Source organism: Stutzerimonas kunmingensis (assembly GCF_900114065.1).
Taxonomy (GTDB): domain Bacteria; phylum Pseudomonadota; class Gammaproteobacteria; order Pseudomonadales; family Pseudomonadaceae; genus Stutzerimonas; species Stutzerimonas kunmingensis.
Genome location: NZ_FORS01000010.1, coordinates 92119 through 112435, shown reverse-complemented (window position 1 = coordinate 112435; position 20317 = coordinate 92119). Strand labels below are relative to the sequence as shown.

Here is a 20317-nt window from a genome sequence, read left to right as displayed (position 1 = left end):
CCCTTTTCTTGTTGTTATGGGGTCACCCGTCGACCCGCCATGTCGCAGCCTAGGCTCCCTCCAACAACGGTTGCAATGCCACGCCCGCGCCCTCGAGGCCGGGATACGGCGCGGTCACCAGCCAGACCGGCAGGCGATCGAAATAGCGGCTCATCTGTCCCTTCTCGCGCAACGCCTCGCTAAAACCGCTGCGCAGGAACATCTCGGCGAAACGCGGCACCACTCCACCGACGATGTAAACGCCGCCGCGGGCACCGAGGGTCAGCACGTTATCGCCGACGATACGCCCCAACCAGCGGCAGAACTGCTCCAGCACCGCCGCGGCGTAGGTATCGCCGGCCAGCGCGGCCTTGGTGATAGCTGCGGGCGAATCGAGCGCCACCTGCTGCCCATCCAGTGCACAGCAGGCACGGTAGAGCGTCAGCAGCCCCGGACCGCTGAGCACCGCCTCGGCATTCACATGGCCGAGCGAACGATGCAGATGCGCCCAGATCGCCGCCTCGCGCTCGCTGCCGACGGGAAGGCAGATATGCCCGCCCTCGCCCGGCAAGGCGCGCCAACCGCCGCCAGACAGTGGCAGCAATCCGGCGACTCCGAGCCCGGTGCCGGGCCCTATGACCAGCCGCGGCCGTCCCGGTTCAGGCTCGCCATCGCAAACCGTGATGCGCTCACCATCGTGCAGCCGCGTCATGCCGAGGGCCATGGCGGTGAAGTCGTTGATCAGCAACAGCTCCTTCACGCCCAGCTCGCGGCAGAAGGCTTCGCGGCTCAGCTGCCAATGGTTGTTGGTGAAACGAAACAGATCGCCGCCGACCGGCCCGGCACAGGCCAGGCACACCGCCTCGAGGGTTTCCAGCGGCTGATCGACTTCACTCAGGTACGCGAGGATCGCCAGCTCCGGCCGCGCATGGTCGGCCGTGGGAATCACGCGAATCTGCTCGATTCGCTGGTCGCGCCACAGCGCGAAACGTGCATTGGTACCGCCAATATCTCCAACCAGCGCCGTCTTCACTTCAGCGCCTCCAGACTCTCGGTAAATGCACTGGCGCCCTGCTCTGCCGTGCTGAACGAGGCGCGCATGAAGGCAAAGAGCTCTCGACCGCAGCCGATGCCCATGTCTTCGGGCCGAATCGCCGGTTCCCGCGCATCCCATTCGGCGGGATCGACCAGTGCTCGCAGTTCGCCGTTCTCGCCGTCGACGCGGAGGATGTCGCCATCGCGCACCCGCGCCAGCGGCCCGCCGTCCAGTGCCTCCGGGCAGACATGAATGGCCGCCGGCACCTTGCCCGATGCACCGGACATGCGCCCGTCGGTGACCAGCGCCACCTTGTAGCCGCGGTCCTGCAGCACACCAAGAAACGGCGTGAGCTTGTGCAGTTCAGGCATGCCATTGGCTTTCGGCCCCTGGAAACGCACCACGGCAATGAAGTCGCGCTCAAGCTCGCCGGCTTTGAACGCTGCCGCCAGCTCGCTCTGGTCGATGAATACCCGCGCCGGCGCCTCGACAAAACGGTGCTCGGGCGCCACGGCAGAAATCTTCGTCACGCCGCGGCCGAGGTTGCCTTCCAGCACGCGCAGCCCGCCCTCCGGCGAGAATGGCCGCTCGGCCGGGCGCAGGATGTTTTCGTCAAGGCTCTGCGCCGGGCCATCGCGCCACACCAGCTTGTCACCGTCGAGGAACGGCTCCTGGATGTAGCGCCGCAGGCCCTTGCCGACGACGGTATGCACGTCCTCGTGCAACAGACCGGCGTCGAGCAGCGTGCGCACCATGAACGGCACCCCGCCACAGGCGTGGAAATGGTTCACGTCGGCCTGTCCGTTGGGGTAGACCTTGGCCAGCGTCGGCACCACCTCGGAAAGATCGGCCATGTCCTGCCAGGTCAGCTGGATGCCGGCGGCGCGGGCGAACGCAGGGATATGCAGGGTGTGGTTGGTCGAACCACCGGTGGCATTGAGCGCGACCACCGAGTTGACGATGGATTTCTCGTCGACCACCTGACATAGCGGTGTGTAGTTGCCGGCCTGATGGGTCAGGCGCGTGACCTGGTGCGCGGCTTCGCGGGTCAGCGCATCGCGCAGCGGCGTGTAAGGGTTGACGAACGACGAGCCCGGCAAGTGCAGGCCCATGATCTCCATCACCACCTGATTGGTGTTGGCGGTGCCGTAGAAGGTGCAGGTGCCGGGGCTGTGATAGGACTTCATCTCCGAATCCAACAGCTCCTCGCGGCTGGCCTTGCCTTCGGCGTAACGCTGGCGCACCTCGGCCTTCGCCTTGTTCGGAATTCCCGAGGGCATCGGCCCGCCCGGCACGAAGATGGTCGGCAGATGGCCGAAGCGCAGCGCGCCGATCATCAGACCCGGGACGATCTTGTCGCAGATGCCGAGCATCAATGCCGCATCGAACATGTTGTGCGACAGCGCGACTGCCGTGCTCATGGCGATCACTTCGCGGCTGGCCAGGCTCATTTCCATGCCCGCCTCGCCCTGGGTCACGCCATCGCACATCGCCGGGACGCCGCCGGCGTACTGGCCGACCGAGCCGATCTCACGCAGCGCCTGGCGAATCATTTCCGGAAAATGCTCATAGGGCTGATGCGCCGAGAGCATGTCGTTGTACGCCGAGACGATGGCCACGTTTGCCGCGTTCATCAGGCGCAGACTCTGCTTGTCCTCGCCGGAATTGCAGCCGGCGACACCGTGGGCGAAGTTGGCACACTGCAGCTTGCCGCGCTGCGGACCCTCACTGGCGGCGGCGGCCATCATCGCCAGATAGCGCTCGCGGGTCTTGCGGCTGCGCTCGACCAGGCGCTCGGTGACTTCCAGAACTCGCGGGTGCATGCGTCTCTCCTGCTGCGGAATTTTGTTCTTCGACAACCATAAACCATCCGAAGTCGGTTGGCGTTCGGACAGGACGCAAGGCCAATGGTTGCGCGCGACATGCAGCCAGACAGTGCGGGCGCCTCGGGCGAGCGTTCGCAGCGAGACGCTCTCGGCATCCCGCGATAGCCGCACTCAGGGGCTCGACTGTTCCTCGTCGGGGTCGATGTCCGCGGCTTGCGCTTCCAACAGATCGTCGAAGTCGGTCTTCAGGCCCTGCTCCATGCCGTCGAGTTCGACCAGCAGGCTGCGGAAGCTGGTCTGTTCACGCAGCGGGGCCTGCGGCTCATCTGCAGCTTCATCGGCCCGCGCCTGCAAGGCGACGGGCACCGGAGCGTCCTCATCGTCGAGTATCGGCCGCAACTCTGGCTCCATTTCGCGCAGCACGGCGAGCGGCGGCAGCTCATCGAGGTTCTTCAGGTTGAAATGGTCGAGGAACTGCCGGGTGGTGGCGAACATCGCCGGGCGTCCTGGTACGTCACGATGGCCAACCACACGAATCCACTCGCGCTCCTGCAGCGTCTTGACGATCTGGCTGTTCACCGCGACGCCGCGGATATCCTCGATCTCGCCACGGGTGATCGGCTGGCGGTAGGCAATCAGCGCCAGGGTTTCCAGCAGCGCGCGGGAGTAACGCTGGGGGCGCTCTTCCCAGAGCCGGCCGACCCACGGCGAAAAGCGCTGACGCACCTGCAGGCGGTAACCGCTGGCGACTTCCTTGAGTTCGAAGGCGCGGCCCTTGCAGGACTTTTCCAGCACTTCGAGGGCCTTCTTCAGCTGTGCCGAAGACGGCCGCTCGGCTTCCTCGAAGAGTTCGCCGAGGCGCTCCAGGGAGAGCGGTCTGCCGGATGCGAGCAGAAAGGCTTCGAGCAGCGAAGCGAGATCCTTGGGATCGGACAGGTCCACGATTGACTCCTGCAAATGCCTATTCGGTACGGCTGCGCACATGAATCGGCGCAAAGGGTTCGTTCTGCACCAGCTCGACCAGCGACTCCTTGATCAGCTCGAGCACAGCCATGAAGGTCACCACCACGCCGAGTCGCCCTTCCTCGATGCGGAACAGCGTCACGAAGGGGACGAAACCACCGCCCTTCAGTCGTTCGAGCACTTCGCTCATGCGCTCGCGGGTCGACAGCGCTTCGCGGGTGACCTGATGGCTCTCGAACATGTCGGCGCGGCGCAGCACCTCGGCCATCGACACCAGCAGCTCTTCCAGGCTCACGTCCGGCAGCAGCTTGCGCGCCCGCGCCTCGGGTGCCTCGAGACGCGGCACCTGCAGGTCGCGGCCGACCCGTGGCAGCTCGTCGATGTCTTCGGCGGCGGCCTTGAAACGTTCGTACTCCTGCAGCCGGCGGATCAGCTCGGCGCGCGGATCATCCTCTTCTTCGGCGACCTCGGTCGAGCGCGGCAGCAGCATGCGTGACTTGATCTCGGCGAGCATCGCCGCCATCACCAGATACTCGGCGGCCAGCTCCAGGCGCACCGATTTCATCAGCTCGACGTAACCCATGTACTGCCGGGTGATCTCGGCCACCGGAATATCGAGGATGTCGATGTTCTGCTTGCGGATCAGGTAGAGCAGAAGATCCAGCGGGCCTTCGAAGGCTTCGAGAAAGACTTCCAGCGCATCCGGCGGAATGTAGAGGTCCAGCGGCAGCTCGGTCACCGCCTCGCCATAGACCAGCGCCAGGCGTAGCTGCTCGCCGGGCTGGATCGCTTCGGGACTGGGGGACTCGGTGTGCTGCATGAAAATCCTTCGGAGCCGGCCGCTTATGCGCCGCTCAGCGGTAATTCAGGCCCATCGCCTGGCGAACTTCGATCAGCGTCTCACGGGCCTCGTCACGGGCGTGCTCCGCACCTTCTGCGAGGATGCTGCGGACCAGATCGGGATTCTGCTCGTAGTCCAGCGCGCGTTCCTGCAGGGGTGTCAGATCAGCCTTGATCGAGTCGATCAGCGGCCCCTTGCACTCCAGGCAGCCGATGCCGGCGCTGCGGCAACCCTGCTCTGCCCACTGGCAGACGGCCTCTTCGGAGTGCACCAGATGCATCTGCCACACCGGACAGCGCGTCGGTTCACCAGGGTCGCTGCGATGCACACGGGCCGGGTCGGTGGGCATACGGCGAATCTTCTCCTCGATCTCGTTCGACGTATCGCGCAGGTAGATCGCATTGCTGTTGGACTTGGCCATCTTGCCGCCATCGAGCCCGGAAATCTTCGGTTGCTCGCCGAGCAGCGCCTGCGGTTCCGGCAGCAGCAGCTTGCCGCAGCCTTCCAGGTAGCCGTAAAGCCGCTCCTGATCGCCGATGGTGATGGTCTGCTGTTCCTTGATAACCGCACGGGCGGTGTTCAACGCTTCGACGTCACCCTGCTCCTGATAGCTCTTGCGCAGGCTGACGTACAGCTTGGAGGTCTTCTTGCCGAGCTTGCGGATCGCCGCTTCGGCCTTGTCCTCGAAATCCGCTTCGCGGCCATAGAGATGGTTGAAACGTCGCGCCACGTCGCGGGCGAATTCGATATGCGGCAGCTGGTCGGCGCCGACCGGCACCAGCCCGGCGCGATAGATCAGGATGTCCGCCGCCTGTAGCAGGGGATATCCGAGGAAGCCATAGGTATCCAGGTCCTTGTGCTGCAGATTCTGCTGCAGCTCCTTGTAGGATGGCACCCGCTCCAGCCAGCCCAGTGGGCAGATCATCGACAGCAGCAGGTGCAGCTCGGCGTGCTCCGGCACCTGTGACTGGATGAACAGCGTCGCTGAACTGGGACTGACGCCGGCAGCCAGCCAGTCCACCGCCATATCCATGATGTTCTGCGAGATTTCGCCGGAGCTTTCGTAGTCGGTGGTCAGCGCGTGCCAGTCGACGATGCAGAAGAAACACTCGTACTCGTGCTGCAGCCTGACCCAGTTCTTCAATACGCCGTTGTAGTGACCGAGATGAAGCCGGCCGCTGGGACGCATGCCGGAAACCACGCGCCGCTGTGAATCCATGGAGCTCAAAAGGGTGTCCTTGATTAATTGGCCTGTTTGGTAAGTTCAGTTGGTCAATTTCGGCGCCCATGGCCCAGATACCGCGTTGCTGCGCCTTGTCTCGGAGTCATGTTCATCCGAACTTGCCTCAACCCTCTCACCGACAGGCCAGATGTTGTACAGGCACGGCCACCAACCAGGCTCAAGCCATGAAGGGTTCGGGATCGCCGCAGCCGACCCGTATCACTTCAGGCCGATCGTCGACCAGGCTGACCACCGTCGATGCTTCGAGGCCACCGTAACCGCCATCGATGATCAGGTCTACCTGATGCTCCAGCGCGTCACGCATCTCGTAGGGGTCGCTCATCGGCAGGTCTTCACCGGGAAGGATCAGGCTGACGCTCATCAGCGGCTCACCGAGTTCTTCCAGCAGCGCTTGGGCGATCGGCTGTGCCGGCACACGCAGGCCGATGGTGCGGCGCTTGGGGTGCAGCAACATGCGCGGCACCTCGCGGGTAGCGGACAGGATGATCGTGTAGGGACCGGGCAGATGAGCCTTGAGCAGGCGAAAGGCCGCGGTATCGACCTTGGCGAAAAGGCCAAGCTGCGACAGATCGCGACAGGCCAGCGTAAAGTTGTGCTTGTCATCGAGCTGGCGCAGCCGGCGAATGCGTTCGATGCCGGCCTTGTTACCCATCGAGCAGCCGACGGCATAACTGGAGTCGGTCGGATAGACCACTACCCCGCCCTTGCGGATGATTTCCACGGCCTGTTTGATCAGGCGCGGTTGCGGGTTGTCCGGATGGATCTGAAAGAACTGGCTCATGGAAACTCCCTGTTCAGCTGGCAGCAGGTATGCGGCGCTCATGATCGAAATGTCTCCAAAGCGGCGACAGGTCCTCCGGCAGGCTGCGGTACAGCCCCAGTTCCGACCAGTCGCCGGGCGCATGGAAATCACTGCCCACTGTGGCCATCAGGCCCAACTCACGTACCAGGATCGACAGACCGCCGACCTGTTCCAGCGGCTGCATGCCGTTGACCACCTCCAGCGCGTGACCGCCGGCCTGGGCGAAATCGATCACCAGCCGGCGCCGCTTGCTGCGGGTGAAATCGTACTGCCACGGGTGCGCCAGGCTGATCCACGCACCAGCATCACGCAAGGTCTGGACCGTCTGCTCCAGGCTCGGCCAATGCTGTTTGACGTCGCCGAGCTTGCCCGAACCCAGCCATTTGCGAAACGCTTCGGCACGGTCGCGGACATGACCGGCACGCACGAGAAAATCGGCGAAATGCGGCCGCGCCGGTGCGTTGCCACTGTCGCCGAGCTCCTGCTGAAGCGCCCGCGCGCCTTCCAGCGCACCCGGCATCCCCTTCGCTTCGAGGCGCTGGCCGATCAGTTCGGCGCGGCGCCAACGTCCTTCGTGCAGTTGTGCGATCGCCTGCTGCAGCGCAGGCGCATCAGCGTCGAAGGCGTAGCCCAATACATGAATGGTAGCCCCGTTCCACAGGCAAGAAAGCTCGATGCCATTGACCAGCTGCATACCGAGCGCCTGCGCAGTTGCCCGCGCCTCGGCAAGGCCGTCGACCGTGTCGTGGTCGGTGAGCGCCAGCATCTCGATACCACGCGCATGGGCTCGCTCCACCAGTTTGGCAGGCGCCAGCGCGCCGTCCGAGGCGGTGCTGTGGCAATGCAGATCGACAATCATCTGGTAACGCGCTCCAGTGAGATGCAGACACCTCGATAAGAATCCGTAAGCCTGCAGCGATAAGGCTTCACCGGCCCGAAAGACGGGGTGCTCCGGCGCAAACGGCCGACTAGTCTAACGCCGCACCGGCGCTTTGGCTCGTGTCGTCACCGTCATTACGGCCAGCCAGCGCTGCAGGCGCCGCAAACCGCTCTTGCTTCGACCGCCGATACGATCCTGCGTGCCATCAACCGCTGCAGCGGGGGAAAGCGCAGCGCTTCCGTCGCAAGCGCCGTTTGCTATGATGCCGCGCTGCACGGCGCGGTCCGTTGTGTGTAGCGCCTGGACCCGCGCGACAAAGAAGCGGCGCCGGCACTGTCACCATGCCGGGCTTTCTGTACTTTTTTATATACGCCCCTACGCGAACGAGGATCGACCATGCTCTACGCCGTTATCGCCACCGACGCACCGAATTCCCTGCAGGACCGCCTCGCCACTCGCCCGGCCCACCTGGCACGCCTGGAGCAGCTGAAGAACGAAGGCCGTCTGGTTCTCGCCGGCCCGCACCCAGCCATCGACAGCAACGACCCGGGCGAAGCCGGCTTCAGCGGCAGTCTGGTAGTCGCCGAGTTCGATTCGCTGGAAGCCGCGCAGCAGTGGGCCGACGCCGATCCGTACAAGTCCGCCGGCGTATACGTGAACGTGGTGGTCAAGCCCTTCAAGAAAGTACTGCCCTGAGCCGACACAGCAGGGAATAGCCCGGCCGCTGGCAGCCCACGGCCTCGTAAGGAAATAGGAGTTCCGATGCGTCAACGATCGCTTGCCCTGCTGTTTGCCCTGACCCTGCTCACCCCGGCGCTGTATGCCGAGGAAGCAATAACGGAACCTGCTGTTCCGGTGACCGAGCCCGGCGACCCCGCCGAATACGACGAGCTTGACGCCGTAGCCGAGCCAGAGCCTGCCGGCCCGAGCACCGACACCACGGAGGCCTTGCTGCTGCGTCTGCGCGAGGAAAATCGCCGCTTGCGCCTGCAGTTGCAGACCGAGCAGGCAAAAGTGCTGCCCGCGATGTTGAACGAACAGCAACAGTGGTTCGCCGTCGGTGGTGCTGTCGGGGTCGTCAGTTTCACCCTGGGCCTGCTGGTCACGCGCGGTCGCCGTCGACGCCAGTGGCTCAACTGAGTACCTGAGCCGACATGAGTGAATTGCTGCTTATCGACGATGACGAAGAACTCTGCGAGCTGCTGATCAGCTGGCTCGCTCAGGAAGGTTTCGTCGCCCATGCCTGCCACGATGGCAACAGTGCACGCCAGGCGCTGGCGCAGCACCAGCCAGCCGCGGTGGTCCTGGACGTGATGCTGCCCGACGGCAGTGGCCTGGAGCTGCTCAAGCAACTGCGCAGTGAACATCCCGATCTGCCGGTGCTGATGCTGTCGGGTCGCGGCGAGCCGCTGGATCGGATTCTCGGCCTCGAACTTGGCGCAGACGATTACCTGGCCAAGCCCTGCGACCCGCGCGAGCTCACCGCACGCCTGCGTGCCGTGTTGCGCCGCAGCCAGCCAACCGCGACGCCCAGCCAGGTCGAGTTCGGCGATCTCTGCTACAGCCCGGCACGCGGCGTGGCCAGCGTCGGCGGTCATGACGTCAGCCTGACGCTCTCCGAAGGCCGCCTCCTCGAAACGCTGCTCGCGCAACCGGGCGAGCCGATCGACAAGCAGACCCTTGCCCAGCACGCCCTGGGACGCAAGCTCACCCTCTACGACCGCAGCCTCGACATGCACGTCAGCAACCTGCGGCGCAAGCTTGGTCCGCACGCCGACGGCAGCCCACGGATCGTCGCCCTGCGCAGCCGCGGCTATCTGTACGCGGTCTGATCGTCTTTACCGAGGCTTTACCCTGAGCTGACCGCCCTTGACCTTGCCCTGCGTAGACTGAACTCATCCGGTCACAGACCTGCCGCCAATGAGCGATGCGTCGGTATGGCCGGTTTCCCTACACAGGAGAGTTTTCACCATGCGCAAATCACTCGTAGCCCTGCTGTTCTCCGCTGCCGTTCCGACCCTCGCCTTCGCCATGCCTGGCGGCATGCACGACGGTCATCACGGCGGCAAGAACGCCCCGCACATGTTTCAGGACCTGGACCTGACAAAGGAACAGCAACGCGAAATGCGCAAGCTGATGGGCGAGCAGATGCGGCAGCGCCAGCAGATCACCCAGCGCTACCTCGACAAGCTGCCCGAAGCCGAGCGCAAGGCCATGCAGAACGATCTCGACGCCAGCCGCGAGAAGACCCACCAGAGCATGCGCGCGCTGCTCAAGCCCGAGCAGCACAAGGCCTTCGACGAAGGCATGAAGAAGATGGAAGAAAAGCGCGCCGAACGTGCCGAGTTCCTCAAATGGAAAGCGGACCGCGATCAGAAGAACTGATCTGCGCCCTTCCTGAAACCTGCCCTGCAGGCTCCGCCAAGCGTTCAGAACGCCGGTGGGAGCTGCCGGGCTTTGCCGTGGAGAGACCCAGTGCGATCACTGTTCTGGCGCATACTCGCAACCTTCTGGCTGGCCATTGCACTGGTTGCCGGTCTGGCCATGCTGCTCGGCCATGCGTTGAACCAGGACGCCTGGATTCTCGGCCGCCACCCGGCGCTGCAAGGTCTCGCCGAAACCTGGACGGAGGTCTACGAGCGCCAGGGCCCGCTGGCTGCACAGCGCCTGCTGGAACAGCACCGCCATCGTGCACGGGTCGATGTACAGGTGCTGGCGGAAAACGGCCAACCGATCATCCGCGGCACCTTCCCCGCCCGCGCCGCCGCCTTCGAGGCGCGCCATCAGGATCGCGAGCGCCCACTGCCCTGGCGACGCCTCACCGCCGATTACACCAGCCCGACCAGCGGTGAAACCTATCTGTTCATCTACCGCATTCCCTATCCCGAACTGCAGGCCTGGCATCGCGGCAGCCTGGCCTGGCCGCTCAGCGCGCTGGGCATCGCGCTGGTGGTGCTCACCGGCTTCAGCCTGCTACTGACGCTGTCCATCACCCGCCCATTGGATCGCCTGCGCCGTGCCGTGCACGATCTGGGACAGACCAGCTATCAGCAGCAGTCCCTTGCCCGCCTGGCAACACGGCGCGACGAGCTCGGCGTGCTGGCGAGCGACTTCAACCGCATGGGCGCACGGCTGCAGGCGCTGATCGGCAGTCAGCGCCAGTTATTGCGCGACGTATCCCATGAACTGCGCTCACCGCTGGCGCGCCTGCGCATTGCCCAGGCACTGGCCGAGCGCGCCAGCCCGAGCGAACGCGAAGTGATCTGGCCGCGACTGGCAAAGGAATGCGATCGGCTGGAAGCGTTGATCAGCGAGATTCTCGAACTCTCGCGCCTGGATGCGGAACCCGGCACGACAACGGCCGTCGACCTGCCAGCGATGTTCGAACAACTGGAGGACAACGCCCGGATCGTCGCGCCCGCTCAGCGTATCGACAGCCGGGTCGAGCCAGGCCTGGCATTCACTGGCTGGACGGAAATGCTCGAACGTGCGCTGGACAATCTGTTGCGCAACGCCCTGCGCTTCAACCCCGAGGGCGTGCCTGTAGAGCTGCGCGCGCAGCGCGACGGTGACGAGCTGGTACTGAGTGTGCGCGACCACGGGCCAGGAGTCGCCGACGAACACCTGCCGCAACTGAGCCAACCCTTCTTCCGAGCGCCAGGACAAACGGCGGCAGGACATGGCCTCGGATTGGCCATCGCACGCCGTGCGGCCGAGCGCCACGGTGGCCAGCTGCAGCTGGTCAACCACCCCGATGGCGGCTTCATCGCGAGCCTGCGTCTGCCGTTGGCAAACGCTGCACCCACGGTGTCAGAGATTCAGAGCCATCACTGACCGTTCCAGCCATTGACGAAAGCCTCGGGCTCGAGCACCGGGGCGCTACGGATGCGGCCCTCCGGCGTGCCCAGGTACAGGAAGCCCAGCAGACGTTCCTGCTCGGCCAGGCCCAGCCCCTTCATCACGTGCAGGTCATAGGCGAACTCACCGGTGCGCCACACCGCGCCGATCCCCTGAGCATGGGCGGCCAACAGCAGACCATGCGCCGCGCAGCCGGCAGCCAGCAACTGTTCGCCTTCCGGGACTTTCGGGTGCGCCTTCGGACTGGCGATCACCACGATCAACATCGGCGCACGCAGCGGCATGTTGCGCGCCTTCTGCAGCGCTTCGTCCGAGGCATCGGTCTGCCGAGCCTGCAGAGCGGCGGCAAACAGCTCACCGAGCTTGCCGCGCGCATCGCCCTCGACGGTCAGGAAGCGCCAGGGGTGCAACTGGCCGTGATCCGGCGCACGCAAGGCTGCACGAAAAAGCAGATCGAGTTGATCGGCATCGGGTGCCGGCTCGCATAGGCGAGTGACAGATACGCGGTTGAGCAACAGGTCCAGAGCGTCCATCCATTACCTCCTGAAAGGGTCGGACATTCTAGAGGGTGTTGGCGATGTACCGCGAGTGATGGCCGGCCGACAGCGCAAACAACGCGCCGGCCGGCGCTGGTGGCCTGTGCAGTGAGTTTGTTGAGGCAAATTCGGATGAACATCGCTCCGAGACAAGGCGCTGCGACGAGTCATGGCGGGGCTTATGGCAAGGAGCAGCAACACAGTATCGGGGCCATGGTCGCCGAAATTGACCAACCGAACTTACCAAACAGCCCATCAGGTCAAGCCACCCGATCCGGCGAGAGCTGCGGCTGCAGCGGCGGCACCAGCGGTGGCAGGCCGTGTGCCGCCCGCGCCGCGTCGCAATGCGCATTGTGCTCGCCGTTCTCCCAGGACGCCTCGAATTCGCGGCAGGTGCTCGAACGCTGCTCGTACATGCTGCAGCGCACGCCGCAACCGACATCGCCCAGCAGTCCGACGCAGCGCGCAGGCTTGCTCTCGGTCCCGAGCATGGCCACATGAAACGGCGAAACCTGAACCGTCAGCTGGTCCGGCACCGCACCGCCGGCAGAAACGCATTCACCAAAATAGAAGGACACACGAAAGTACGCGCAGCAGGCGCCGCACGTGAGGCAGGGATTGTCGATTGACATGGAAGGTGAACACCCAGAGACCGGAAATGGGCCGGCGCCCGGGCGGGTATTCTATTCATGGCGCTGCGCTTGGGAAGAGGCTCCACGGCTGCCGAGAAAACATTTTTCTACCAGCCGTCGGGCGGTTTACTGGCGGAGCGACGCGAGTAGAATGTCCGCCCTCTTTCACCGTGCCGAGCACCCTCTACATGGCCCTGCCGACCTTACGCATCATCGGTTTCATTCTCGGCATTTTCCTGATCACCCTGGCCGTCAGCATGATCATTCCGATGCTGACCCTACTGGCATTCGAACGCACCGATGACCTGCAGGCATTCATCTGGGGCAGCCTGATCACCTTTTCCTGCGGCTTCGCCCTTGTCGCACCGGGTAGACCGGCCAACACCAACCTGCGGCCGCGAGACATGTACTTCCTGACCACAATCAGCTGGGTGGTGGTCTGCTGTTTCGCCGCCTTGCCGCTGATGCTGATCCAGCACATCAGCTATTCGGACGCCTTCTTCGAAACCATGTCCGGTATCACCACCACTGGCGCCACCGTGCTCTCGGGACTGGATAGCGCATCGCCCGGGCTGCTGATGTGGCGCTCGCTGCTGCACTGGCTGGGTGGCATCGGCTTCATCGGCATGGCGATCGCGATTCTGCCCCTGCTGCGAGTCGGTGGCATGCGGCTGTTCCAGACCGAGTCCTCGGACTGGTCGGAGAAAGTGATGCCGCGCTCGCACGTGGCCGGGCAGTACCTGCTGGTCATCTACGTGACGTTTACCGTCGCCGCGTTTCTGGCCTTCCTGTTGACCGGCATGAGCATGTTCGACGCCATCAACCATGCGATGTCGACCGTCGCCACTGGCGGCTTTTCCACCTCCGATGCATCGATGGGCAAGTTCGGACCGTCCGCGCACTGGGTAGCGGTCTTTTTCATGATCGTCGGCAGCCTGCCGTTCACCCTCTACGTGATGACCTTGCGAGGCCACCGCACGGCGCTGCTCAGGGATCAGCAGGTGCGAGGCTTCGTCCTGATGCTCACCATCACCAGCGTGCTGTTCAGCGGCTGGTATTGGCTGAACAATGACATTCCGGCGCTGGATGCACTGCGCATCGTGACCTTCAGCGTGGTTTCCGTGGTTACTACGACCGGTTTCGCGGTGGATGACTACACCCAGTGGGGCGGTTTCGCCGTCATGGCATTCTTCTACCTGACCTTCGTCGGCGGCTGCTCGGGCTCGACGTCAGGCGGGTTGAAGATGTTCCGATTCCAGGTGGCCTACTCGCTGCTACGCGCCAACTTCAAGCAGCTGATTCACCCCCGTGCGGTAATCCGCCAGCAGTACAACGGGCACAATCTGGACGAAGAAATCGTTCGCTCGATCCTGACCTTTTCCTTCTTCATCACCATGACCATCGGCGTGCTGGCGCTGTGCCTGGCGCTGCTGGGCCTTGACCCGATCACCGCGCTCACGGGCGCGGCGACCGCGGTCTGCAACGTCGGCCCGGGGCTAGGCGAGATCATCGGGCCAGCCGGCAACTTTTCCACACTGCCCGACACGGCAAAATGGCTGCTGTCGATCGGCATGCTACTGGGACGCCTGGAGATCATCACGGTGCTGGTGCTGCTGACCCCGGCCTTCTGGCGCCACTGACTCAGGCCGCGGCGCCGGAGCCGCGTTTGAACAGCCGGCCGCCAAGCGTAACCAGCGCCAATACCACGCCGCCGGCGACGATGCCGAATGCGGCATCGAGCAGCGTCGGCAACAAGCCGCCGAGTACCGCCCCGATATAGGGCAGCCCGAGCGCTTCGTGGGCGCTGTTCTCGATGAAATGATGCACGGCGCGAATACCGTGGGTGAGGATGCCGCCACCCACCATGAACATCGCCGCGGTGCCAATGACCGACAGCGACTTCATCAGCCACGGCGCGACGCTCAGAATGCCGCGTCCGATGGCGCTGGCCACACCGCTGGCCCGCTTGCTCAGGGCCAGGCCAAGATCGTCGAGCTTGACGATGGCGGCCACCAGCCCGTAGACGCCTATCGTCATCAGGATGGCGATGCCCACCAGGACCATGACCTGCTGACTGAACGACGCGGCCGCGACCGTGCCGAGGGTGATGGCGATGATTTCGGCGGAGAGGATGAAGTCGGTACGCACCGCGCCGCTGATCTTTTTCTTCTCGAACGCCACCATGTCCACGCTCGGGTCGGCGAGCGCCTTCACTGTCTCCGCGTGATCGCTGTCATCGCTATGAAGAAAGCGGTGCGCCAGCTTCTCGAACCCCTCGTAACAGAGAAAGGCGCCGCCGAGCATCAACAGCGGTGTGATTGCCCAGGGCAGAAAGGCACTGATCAGCAGCGCAGCGGGGACCAGGATCGCCTTGTTGCGAAACGAGCCCTTGGCCACTGCCCACACCACAGGCAGTTCCCGGTCGGCATTCACCCCGGTCACCTGCTGCGCATTGAGTGCCAGATCGTCGCCCAGTACGCCAGCGGTCTTCTTGGCCGCCACCTTGGTCATGAGCGAGACGTCGTCGAGTACGGTCGCAATATCGTCTATTAACGCGAGCAGGCTGGTGGCCAATTGGGTCACTCCATCATGGAAAGGCGCATATAAGTAACCGATCTTCTCTAGCTAAGGCTATGTGGGCTTTCACAGGTTCCTACTGGCGTGAGCGCGCGGCCAGACGGTATTCGCCGGGCGTGACGCCGAACCAGCGCTTGAACGCCCGGTAAAAATTGCTCGGATCGGCAAAGCCAAGCAGATAGGCGATTTCCAGCGGCGCCAGGTCCGGCTGGGCGAGGTGCTGCACCGCCAGATCGCGACGCGTATCGTCGAGCAATTGCTGGAAGCTGCTGCCCTCCTCCTGCAGACGCCGCTGCAGGGTGCGCTCCGACAGGCAAAGCGCCTGCGCCACGACTTCGCGCCTGGGCTCGCCCTGCGGCAGCAATCGACAGAGTATCTGCCGCGCGCGATGCATAACTTTGCTGTCGGAGAAGCGCGAGAGGTACTCACCGGCGAAACGATCATGCAATTGCGCCAGCGCTTCGTTGGCCGTCGGCAAAGGCATTTCCACATCCTCTTCGCGAAACAGCAACGCGTAGCGAGGCGCGTCGAAGCGCAAAGGCGCCTGGAACAGCTGCCGATAGGGCACAAGATCATCCGGCGGTTGGCCCTGAAAGCTGACTTCCAGCGGCAGCAACGGCGTTCCGGTGAGCCAGCGGCAGAATGTCAGGCAACCTGCCAGGGAGCCTTCGGCACTTTGCCTAGCTGGCGGCAAGCGGTCGCCGATTATCGTCAGACTCAACCGATAGCCCTGTGCGCAGGGCTGGAAATCCAGATCGGCACCCTCGGCGATGATCCGCTGGTAGCGCACCAATCTGGCGAAGCCTTCCTTGAGATTGCGGCTGGACATCAGTGCATAACCGACAACATTCAGTGCAGCCGGCCGCGCCTGGCGCGCCATGTTCAGGCCAATGGCGGGGTCACCGGAAACCGCCACCGCGCGTTGCCAAAGGCGCGTCATGTCATCCTGGGCAAAGCGCGCGTCGGGGTCGTTCAAGGCGGCATAGTCCAGATGCAGCTCAATGAACAACTGGCGGCAATCGATCCCGGCGGATTCCAGGGCCTGGACGATACTCAGCGCCCAGCTCGAGGAAGTGGTGCGTTCGGTCATGGGGTTTTCTTGTTCTTCGATAGGTGGGGCAGCTGCGCCCAAGGCTACTAAACTGGCCCTGATTGTCACTGACACGCAAGGTTAGCGATGACTAGTCTGTGCGCGACAATAACAGGAGGTACGCCATGAGTACGCAAACCGCCGAACGCTTCAGCCGCTTTGCCGATTTCTATCCGTTCTATCTCGCCGAGCACAGCAACCCCACCTGCCGTCGCCTGCACTTCGTCGGTAGCCTGCTGGTGTTGGGCATACTTGGCTACGCACTCTTTACTCAGCAGTGGCTCTGGTTGCTGGCGATGCCGGTGGCCGGTTATGGCTTCGCCTGGGTCGGCCACTTCATCTTCGAGAAGAACCGGCCGGCGACATTCCAGTATCCGCTCTACAGCTTTCTCGGCGATTGGGTGATGTTCAAGGACATGCTGACGGGCCGGATTCGCTTCTGAGCCTGATGACCGCGGCTATCCGACCGGTGCCATCATTGTTTTCATCCTCTGGTTTGGCGATGCGGCGTTGCTTGGTTATGATCTGACGGCTTTCGCGCGGGCCGGCCATCGCCGAGCTGGCCCCGTGATCGCGAGACTGTCGCTGATGAGCTCGAAAGCTGTCGCCTTCGCAGGGTGACCCGACGATCGAGCCTGGCGTCAGTCTGCAAGGCGCGAGAGAACGGCGTCGAAAAAACTACCAGGGATCGTACGCACACATGACTTCCACTACGGTTGAGCGCCGCAATGGCCTCGCCACTCGCCCGTTGCGCGAGTACTACTCCCGCGTGCTCGCCTACCTGATCTGCGCCGCAACGCTGGCAGCCGGTACCTACACCCAGTATTTCTCGATGGACCTGCTGTGGATGGTGCCGTATACACTGCTCTATCCGCACCTGGCCTATCACCTGAGCTATCGCTTCAAGCGCGATAACCCCGAGCGTACGGCGCAGGTTCTGCTCTGCCTGGATGCCTTGAACGCCGGTGCCGGCATATTGCTGCTCGGTTTTTCGATCGTGCCCAGCCTGATGTTTCTGCTGACACTCAGCTTCAGCGCGCTGGTGAGCGGCAGCCTGCGCAACCTCGCCATCTCGCTGATCTGCGTGGGTGTCGGGGTTGGCCTGGCATCTCTCGTGGTGCCCCTGAGCTACCGCGGTACCACACCGCCACTGGTTTCTCTGGTGAGCATCCTGTTCACGACGTTTTACATATGCGCCACCGCCTACTTCGTGCACCAGCAGGGCCAGCGCCTCGCCCAGGCGCGCAAGGAGATCGAAACGGAGCAGGCCAAGGCCGCGCGCCTGGCCTGCAACCTCGCCAAATACCTCTCGCCCCAGGTATGGGAGTCGATCTTCACCGGCAAACGCAGCGTTCGCCTGGAAACCCAGCGCAAGCGGCTCACCGTGTTCTTCTCCGACATCAAGGGATTCACCGAGCTGGCCGAGGAACTGGAGGCCGAGGCCCTTACCGACCTGCTCAACAACTACCTAAACGAGATGTCGAAGATTGCCCTGAAGTACGGTGGCACCATCGACAAGTTCGTCGGCGACTGCGTGATGGTGTTCTTCGGCGACCCTTCCAGCCAGGGTGCCAAGAAAGACGCAGTGGCAGCGGTTTCCATGGCCATCGCCATGCGCAAACACATGAAGGTGCTGCGCCAGCAATGGCGCGCACAGGGCATTACCAAACCCATGGAAATCCGCATGGGCATCAACACCGGTTATTGCACGGTGGGCAACTTCGGCGCCGATACGCGCATGGACTACACCATCATTGGGCGCGAAGTGAACCTGGCCAGCCGTCTTGAAAGCGCCGCCGAGGCCAGCGAGATCCTGATCTCCCACGAAACCTATTCGCTGATCAAGGATGTCATCATGTGCCGCGACAAGGGCCAGATCGCGGTCAAGGGTTTCTCCCGCCCGGTGCAGATCTACCAAGTGGTGGACTTCCGCCGCGACCTTGGCGCCACCTGCAGTTTCGTCGAGCACGAACTCCCCGGCTTCTCCATGTACCTGGATACCAACGGCGTGCAGAACTTCGACAAGGAGCGCGTGATTCAGGCACTGCAGCAAGCGGCCGAGAAACTTCGCGACAAGGTCATCCTCTGATTCTCTGACCGCTGGCGGCCAGTCGTTGACTAACCAATTTCGGCACCCAAGGCCCCGATACGGTGTTGCAGCTCCTCGCCATAGCCCGCTATGACTCGTCGCAGCGCATTGTCTCGGAGCCATGTTCACCCGAACTTGCCTCAACCAACTCACCGCACAGACCACTGGTCAGCGGGCCTGCTTCGGGACAGCCGCCAGATGCTATCGCTGCGCAACTACCATCACCACCTCATCGCCCATAGCCACGAACATCCGCAACTGGTGTTCGGCCTGAAAGGACTGCTGGAATTCGAGATTGCCGGGCGCGGCAGCCGCGTCGGCGAGCAGAGTCTCGCGGTAATTCCGTCCGCCACTCACCATGCCTGTGCCAGTGTCACCGGCAGTCATTGCCTGGTGCTCGATCTCCCGTCGGAGAGCTGGGTTCGTCAGCGCTTGGGCCACCACACCGAACCCAGCCTGCGTCTGATCGATCGGCCGGATACCGTGCGCCTGAACGCCAGCCAGCAGCGCTTGGTCGCCTGGCTGGCGCACAGCCCGATCAACGATCCATTGATTGCCGAACAGGGCGCCGTACTACTGCTCGCCAGTCTGGCCAGTGGGCAACATATCCACCATGACCAGCACGCACTGCCGGTCGCCGCTATCGACGCCTTCATCGATCAGCATCTATCCCACCCGCTTCAGGTTGCCGACCTGGCCCGTATCGCCGGGTTGTCGGTGGCCGGTCTGCACGCGCGCTTTCTTCGCGAGACGGGCCGAACGCCGATGGAACACGTACGCCAGCGCCGCTTGCAGCATGCAGAGGCGCTGTTGCACGACACCCGCCTGCCGATTGGCGAGATCGCCGCGCAGGTGGGCTATGCCTCGCAGAGCGCCTTCACCGCCGCACTGGTTCGCGCACGAGGCTGCACACCGCGCGCACTGCGACGCGAGCTGCGCGACAAAACCGGTGACTGACGCGACAGACACACTCCAAGCCACGGCCTAGCATGGTCCTGATTCGCAAGGTTCAGGTAGCCATGACCCCACTCTTTTTTTTCCCCGCCACTTCACGCACACACCACTCGCTCGGGTGGATCGTTCCATGACGCCGCGCAACGCGCTGTTGGCCATCCATCTCGGCGCGCTGATGTTCGGCCTGTCCGGCGTGCTCGGAAAACTGGCCGAAAGCTCGGCGCTGATCATCACCTTTGGTCGTGCACTGTTCGCCGTGTTGGCCCTGCTGCTGGTGGCGCAGTTGCTGCGGCCCAGCGGGGCGACGCCAAACTGGCGGCAGCGTGGCGGTCTGGCCTTGGGCGGGCTGTTGCTGGGTGCGCACTGGTTGACGTTCTTCATCGCAGTGAAGATCGCTGGCGTCGGCATTGCAACCCTAGGCTTTGCCAGCTTCCCCGCCTTCACCGTGCTGCTCGAAGGCCTGTTGTTCCGCGAACGCACCCGCGCCATCGAGTTCGCCATGGTCGGGCTGGTCTGTGCCGGCCTGCTGCTTGTCGCGCCGGCGTTCGATCTGAGCAGCGGACCGACTGCCGGATTGCTCTACGGTGTGCTTTCCGGCCTGCTGTTCGCGCTCCTGTCGCTGCTCAACCGTGCCGTCACCCGCGGCCTCGATCCGGTTCGCTCGGCGCTCTGGCAGAACCTGGCGATCCTCGCAGCCCTGCTGCCATTCTGCTGGTCGGCGATACCTGCGATACCCGCGCAGGACTGGCTCTGGCTTGCTCTGCTCGGCGTGCTCTGCACCGGACTCGCACACAGCCTGTTCGTCGCTAGCCTGCGGGTCCTGAAGGCGCGCACGACGTCGGTGATCTTCGCTCTCGAACCGGTCTACGGCATCGCCTTCGCCTGGTGGCTGTTCGGCGAGCAGCCGACGCTACGCATGCTGCTCGGCGGCGCCTTGATCATCATCGCCAGCGTGGTTACCAGCCGCTTGAAAAGCCCGCCGAGTGTCGTTCCGAAACTGGCCAGCTGACG

21 protein-coding genes are annotated in these 20317 nt (G+C 63.7%); 10 read left to right on the top strand and 11 right to left on the bottom strand.

Going from position 1 to position 20317, the window contains the following annotated elements; genetic code table 11:
• Positions 1 to 49: 49 nt before the first annotated feature.
• From BM275_RS19315 to BM275_RS19285, 7 genes are all read right to left on the bottom strand, one after another.
• Positions 50 to 1012, bottom strand: a complete 963-nt coding sequence (locus tag BM275_RS19315) for a glucokinase (RefSeq protein WP_090523037.1) — start codon at positions 1010 to 1012, stop codon at positions 50 to 52.
• Positions 1009 to 2838: a phosphogluconate dehydratase gene (edd, locus tag BM275_RS19310; protein WP_090523035.1), complete on the bottom strand. Its 1830-nt coding sequence runs from the start codon at positions 2836 to 2838 to the stop codon at positions 1009 to 1011. The genes BM275_RS19315 and edd overlap by 4 nt, the downstream gene beginning before the upstream one ends.
• 174 nt (positions 2839 to 3012) lie before the next feature.
• Positions 3013 to 3783: an SMC-Scp complex subunit ScpB gene (gene scpB, locus BM275_RS19305; protein WP_090523033.1), complete on the bottom strand. Its 771-nt coding sequence runs from the start codon at positions 3781 to 3783 to the stop codon at positions 3013 to 3015.
• Between the two features lie 19 nt (positions 3784 to 3802).
• Positions 3803 to 4624 carry a segregation and condensation protein A gene (locus BM275_RS19300; RefSeq protein ID WP_090523031.1) on the bottom strand — a complete coding sequence of 274 codons (822 nt, stop codon included), beginning with the start codon at positions 4622 to 4624 and terminating at the stop codon, positions 3803 to 3805.
• 34 nt (positions 4625 to 4658) lie between these two features.
• Positions 4659 to 5864 (bottom strand): tryptophan--tRNA ligase, encoded by a 1206-nt coding sequence (locus BM275_RS19295; RefSeq protein WP_023445133.1) that lies wholly within the window; start codon positions 5862 to 5864, stop codon positions 4659 to 4661.
• A 181-nt stretch (positions 5865 to 6045) separates the two neighbouring features.
• Positions 6046 to 6669 carry an L-threonylcarbamoyladenylate synthase gene (locus BM275_RS19290; protein ID WP_014820748.1) on the bottom strand — a complete coding sequence of 208 codons (624 nt, stop codon included), beginning with the start codon at positions 6667 to 6669 and terminating at the stop codon, positions 6046 to 6048.
• 13 nt (positions 6670 to 6682) lie between these two features.
• A complete protein-coding gene (locus BM275_RS19285) occupies positions 6683 to 7549 on the bottom strand; it encodes a PHP domain-containing protein (RefSeq protein WP_041014367.1) in 867 nt (288 codons plus the stop codon).
• 417 nt (positions 7550 to 7966) lie between these two features.
• Between BM275_RS19285 and BM275_RS19280 the strand changes: the two genes are divergently transcribed.
• From BM275_RS19280 to BM275_RS19260, 5 genes are all read left to right on the top strand, one after another.
• Positions 7967 to 8266, top strand: coding sequence for a YciI family protein (locus BM275_RS19280; RefSeq protein WP_090523029.1), 300 nt, complete (start codon positions 7967 to 7969; stop codon positions 8264 to 8266).
• Positions 8267 to 8332: 66 nt separating this feature from the next.
• On the top strand, positions 8333 to 8710 hold the full coding sequence (locus BM275_RS19275) for an SH3 domain-containing protein (protein WP_023445131.1): 378 nt from the start codon (positions 8333 to 8335) through the stop codon (positions 8708 to 8710).
• 14 nt (positions 8711 to 8724) lie between these two features.
• A complete protein-coding gene (locus BM275_RS19270; protein WP_090523027.1) occupies positions 8725 to 9402 on the top strand; it encodes a response regulator transcription factor in 678 nt (225 codons plus the stop codon).
• Between the two features lie 139 nt (positions 9403 to 9541).
• Positions 9542 to 9955, top strand: a complete 414-nt coding sequence (locus BM275_RS19265; RefSeq protein WP_090523025.1) for a Spy/CpxP family protein refolding chaperone — start codon at positions 9542 to 9544, stop codon at positions 9953 to 9955.
• Positions 9956 to 10045: 90 nt separating this feature from the next.
• Positions 10046 to 11404, top strand: a complete 1359-nt coding sequence (locus tag BM275_RS19260; protein ID WP_090523023.1) for a sensor histidine kinase — start codon at positions 10046 to 10048, stop codon at positions 11402 to 11404.
• Here the strand turns inward: BM275_RS19260 and BM275_RS19255 are convergent.
• Positions 11398 to 11961 (bottom strand): NAD(P)H nitroreductase, encoded by a 564-nt coding sequence (locus tag BM275_RS19255; RefSeq protein WP_090523021.1) that lies wholly within the window; start codon positions 11959 to 11961, stop codon positions 11398 to 11400. The genes BM275_RS19260 and BM275_RS19255 overlap by 7 nt on opposite strands.
• A gap of 263 nt (positions 11962 to 12224) precedes the next feature.
• A complete protein-coding gene (locus tag BM275_RS19250; RefSeq protein WP_003300645.1) occupies positions 12225 to 12596 on the bottom strand; it encodes a YkgJ family cysteine cluster protein in 372 nt (123 codons plus the stop codon).
• 188 nt (positions 12597 to 12784) lie between these two features.
• Here BM275_RS19250 and BM275_RS19245 point away from each other — a divergent pair, with 188 nt between their 5' ends.
• Positions 12785 to 14236, top strand: a complete 1452-nt coding sequence (locus BM275_RS19245; RefSeq protein ID WP_023445127.1) for a TrkH family potassium uptake protein — start codon at positions 12785 to 12787, stop codon at positions 14234 to 14236.
• 1 nt (position 14237) lies between these two features.
• Here the strand turns inward: BM275_RS19245 and BM275_RS19240 are convergent, their stop codons facing one another.
• Together BM275_RS19240 and BM275_RS19235 are read right to left on the bottom strand one after the other, a co-directional pair.
• Positions 14238 to 15170 carry a DUF808 domain-containing protein gene (locus BM275_RS19240; protein ID WP_023445126.1) on the bottom strand — a complete coding sequence of 311 codons (933 nt, stop codon included), beginning with the start codon at positions 15168 to 15170 and terminating at the stop codon, positions 14238 to 14240.
• A gap of 79 nt (positions 15171 to 15249) precedes the next feature.
• Positions 15250 to 16263, bottom strand: coding sequence for an AraC family transcriptional regulator (locus tag BM275_RS19235; protein WP_090523019.1), 1014 nt, complete (start codon positions 16261 to 16263; stop codon positions 15250 to 15252).
• A gap of 125 nt (positions 16264 to 16388) precedes the next feature.
• Between BM275_RS19235 and BM275_RS19230 the strand changes: the two genes are divergently transcribed.
• From BM275_RS19230 to BM275_RS19215, 4 genes are all read left to right on the top strand, one after another.
• Positions 16389 to 16706, top strand: a complete 318-nt coding sequence (locus BM275_RS19230; RefSeq protein WP_023445124.1) for an Mpo1-like protein — start codon at positions 16389 to 16391, stop codon at positions 16704 to 16706.
• Positions 16707 to 16963: 257 nt separating this feature from the next.
• The gene (locus tag BM275_RS19225; protein ID WP_090523018.1) at positions 16964 to 18352 is read left to right on the top strand and encodes an adenylate/guanylate cyclase domain-containing protein; all 1389 of its coding nucleotides are present in this window, start codon (positions 16964 to 16966) and stop codon (positions 18350 to 18352) included.
• A 198-nt stretch (positions 18353 to 18550) separates the two neighbouring features.
• On the top strand, positions 18551 to 19309 hold the full coding sequence (locus tag BM275_RS19220) for an AraC family transcriptional regulator (RefSeq protein ID WP_042926882.1): 759 nt from the start codon (positions 18551 to 18553) through the stop codon (positions 19307 to 19309).
• Positions 19310 to 19436: 127 nt separating this feature from the next.
• Positions 19437 to 20315, top strand: a complete 879-nt coding sequence (locus BM275_RS19215; RefSeq protein ID WP_023445121.1) for a DMT family transporter — start codon at positions 19437 to 19439, stop codon at positions 20313 to 20315.
• Positions 20316 to 20317 lie beyond the last annotated feature (2 nt).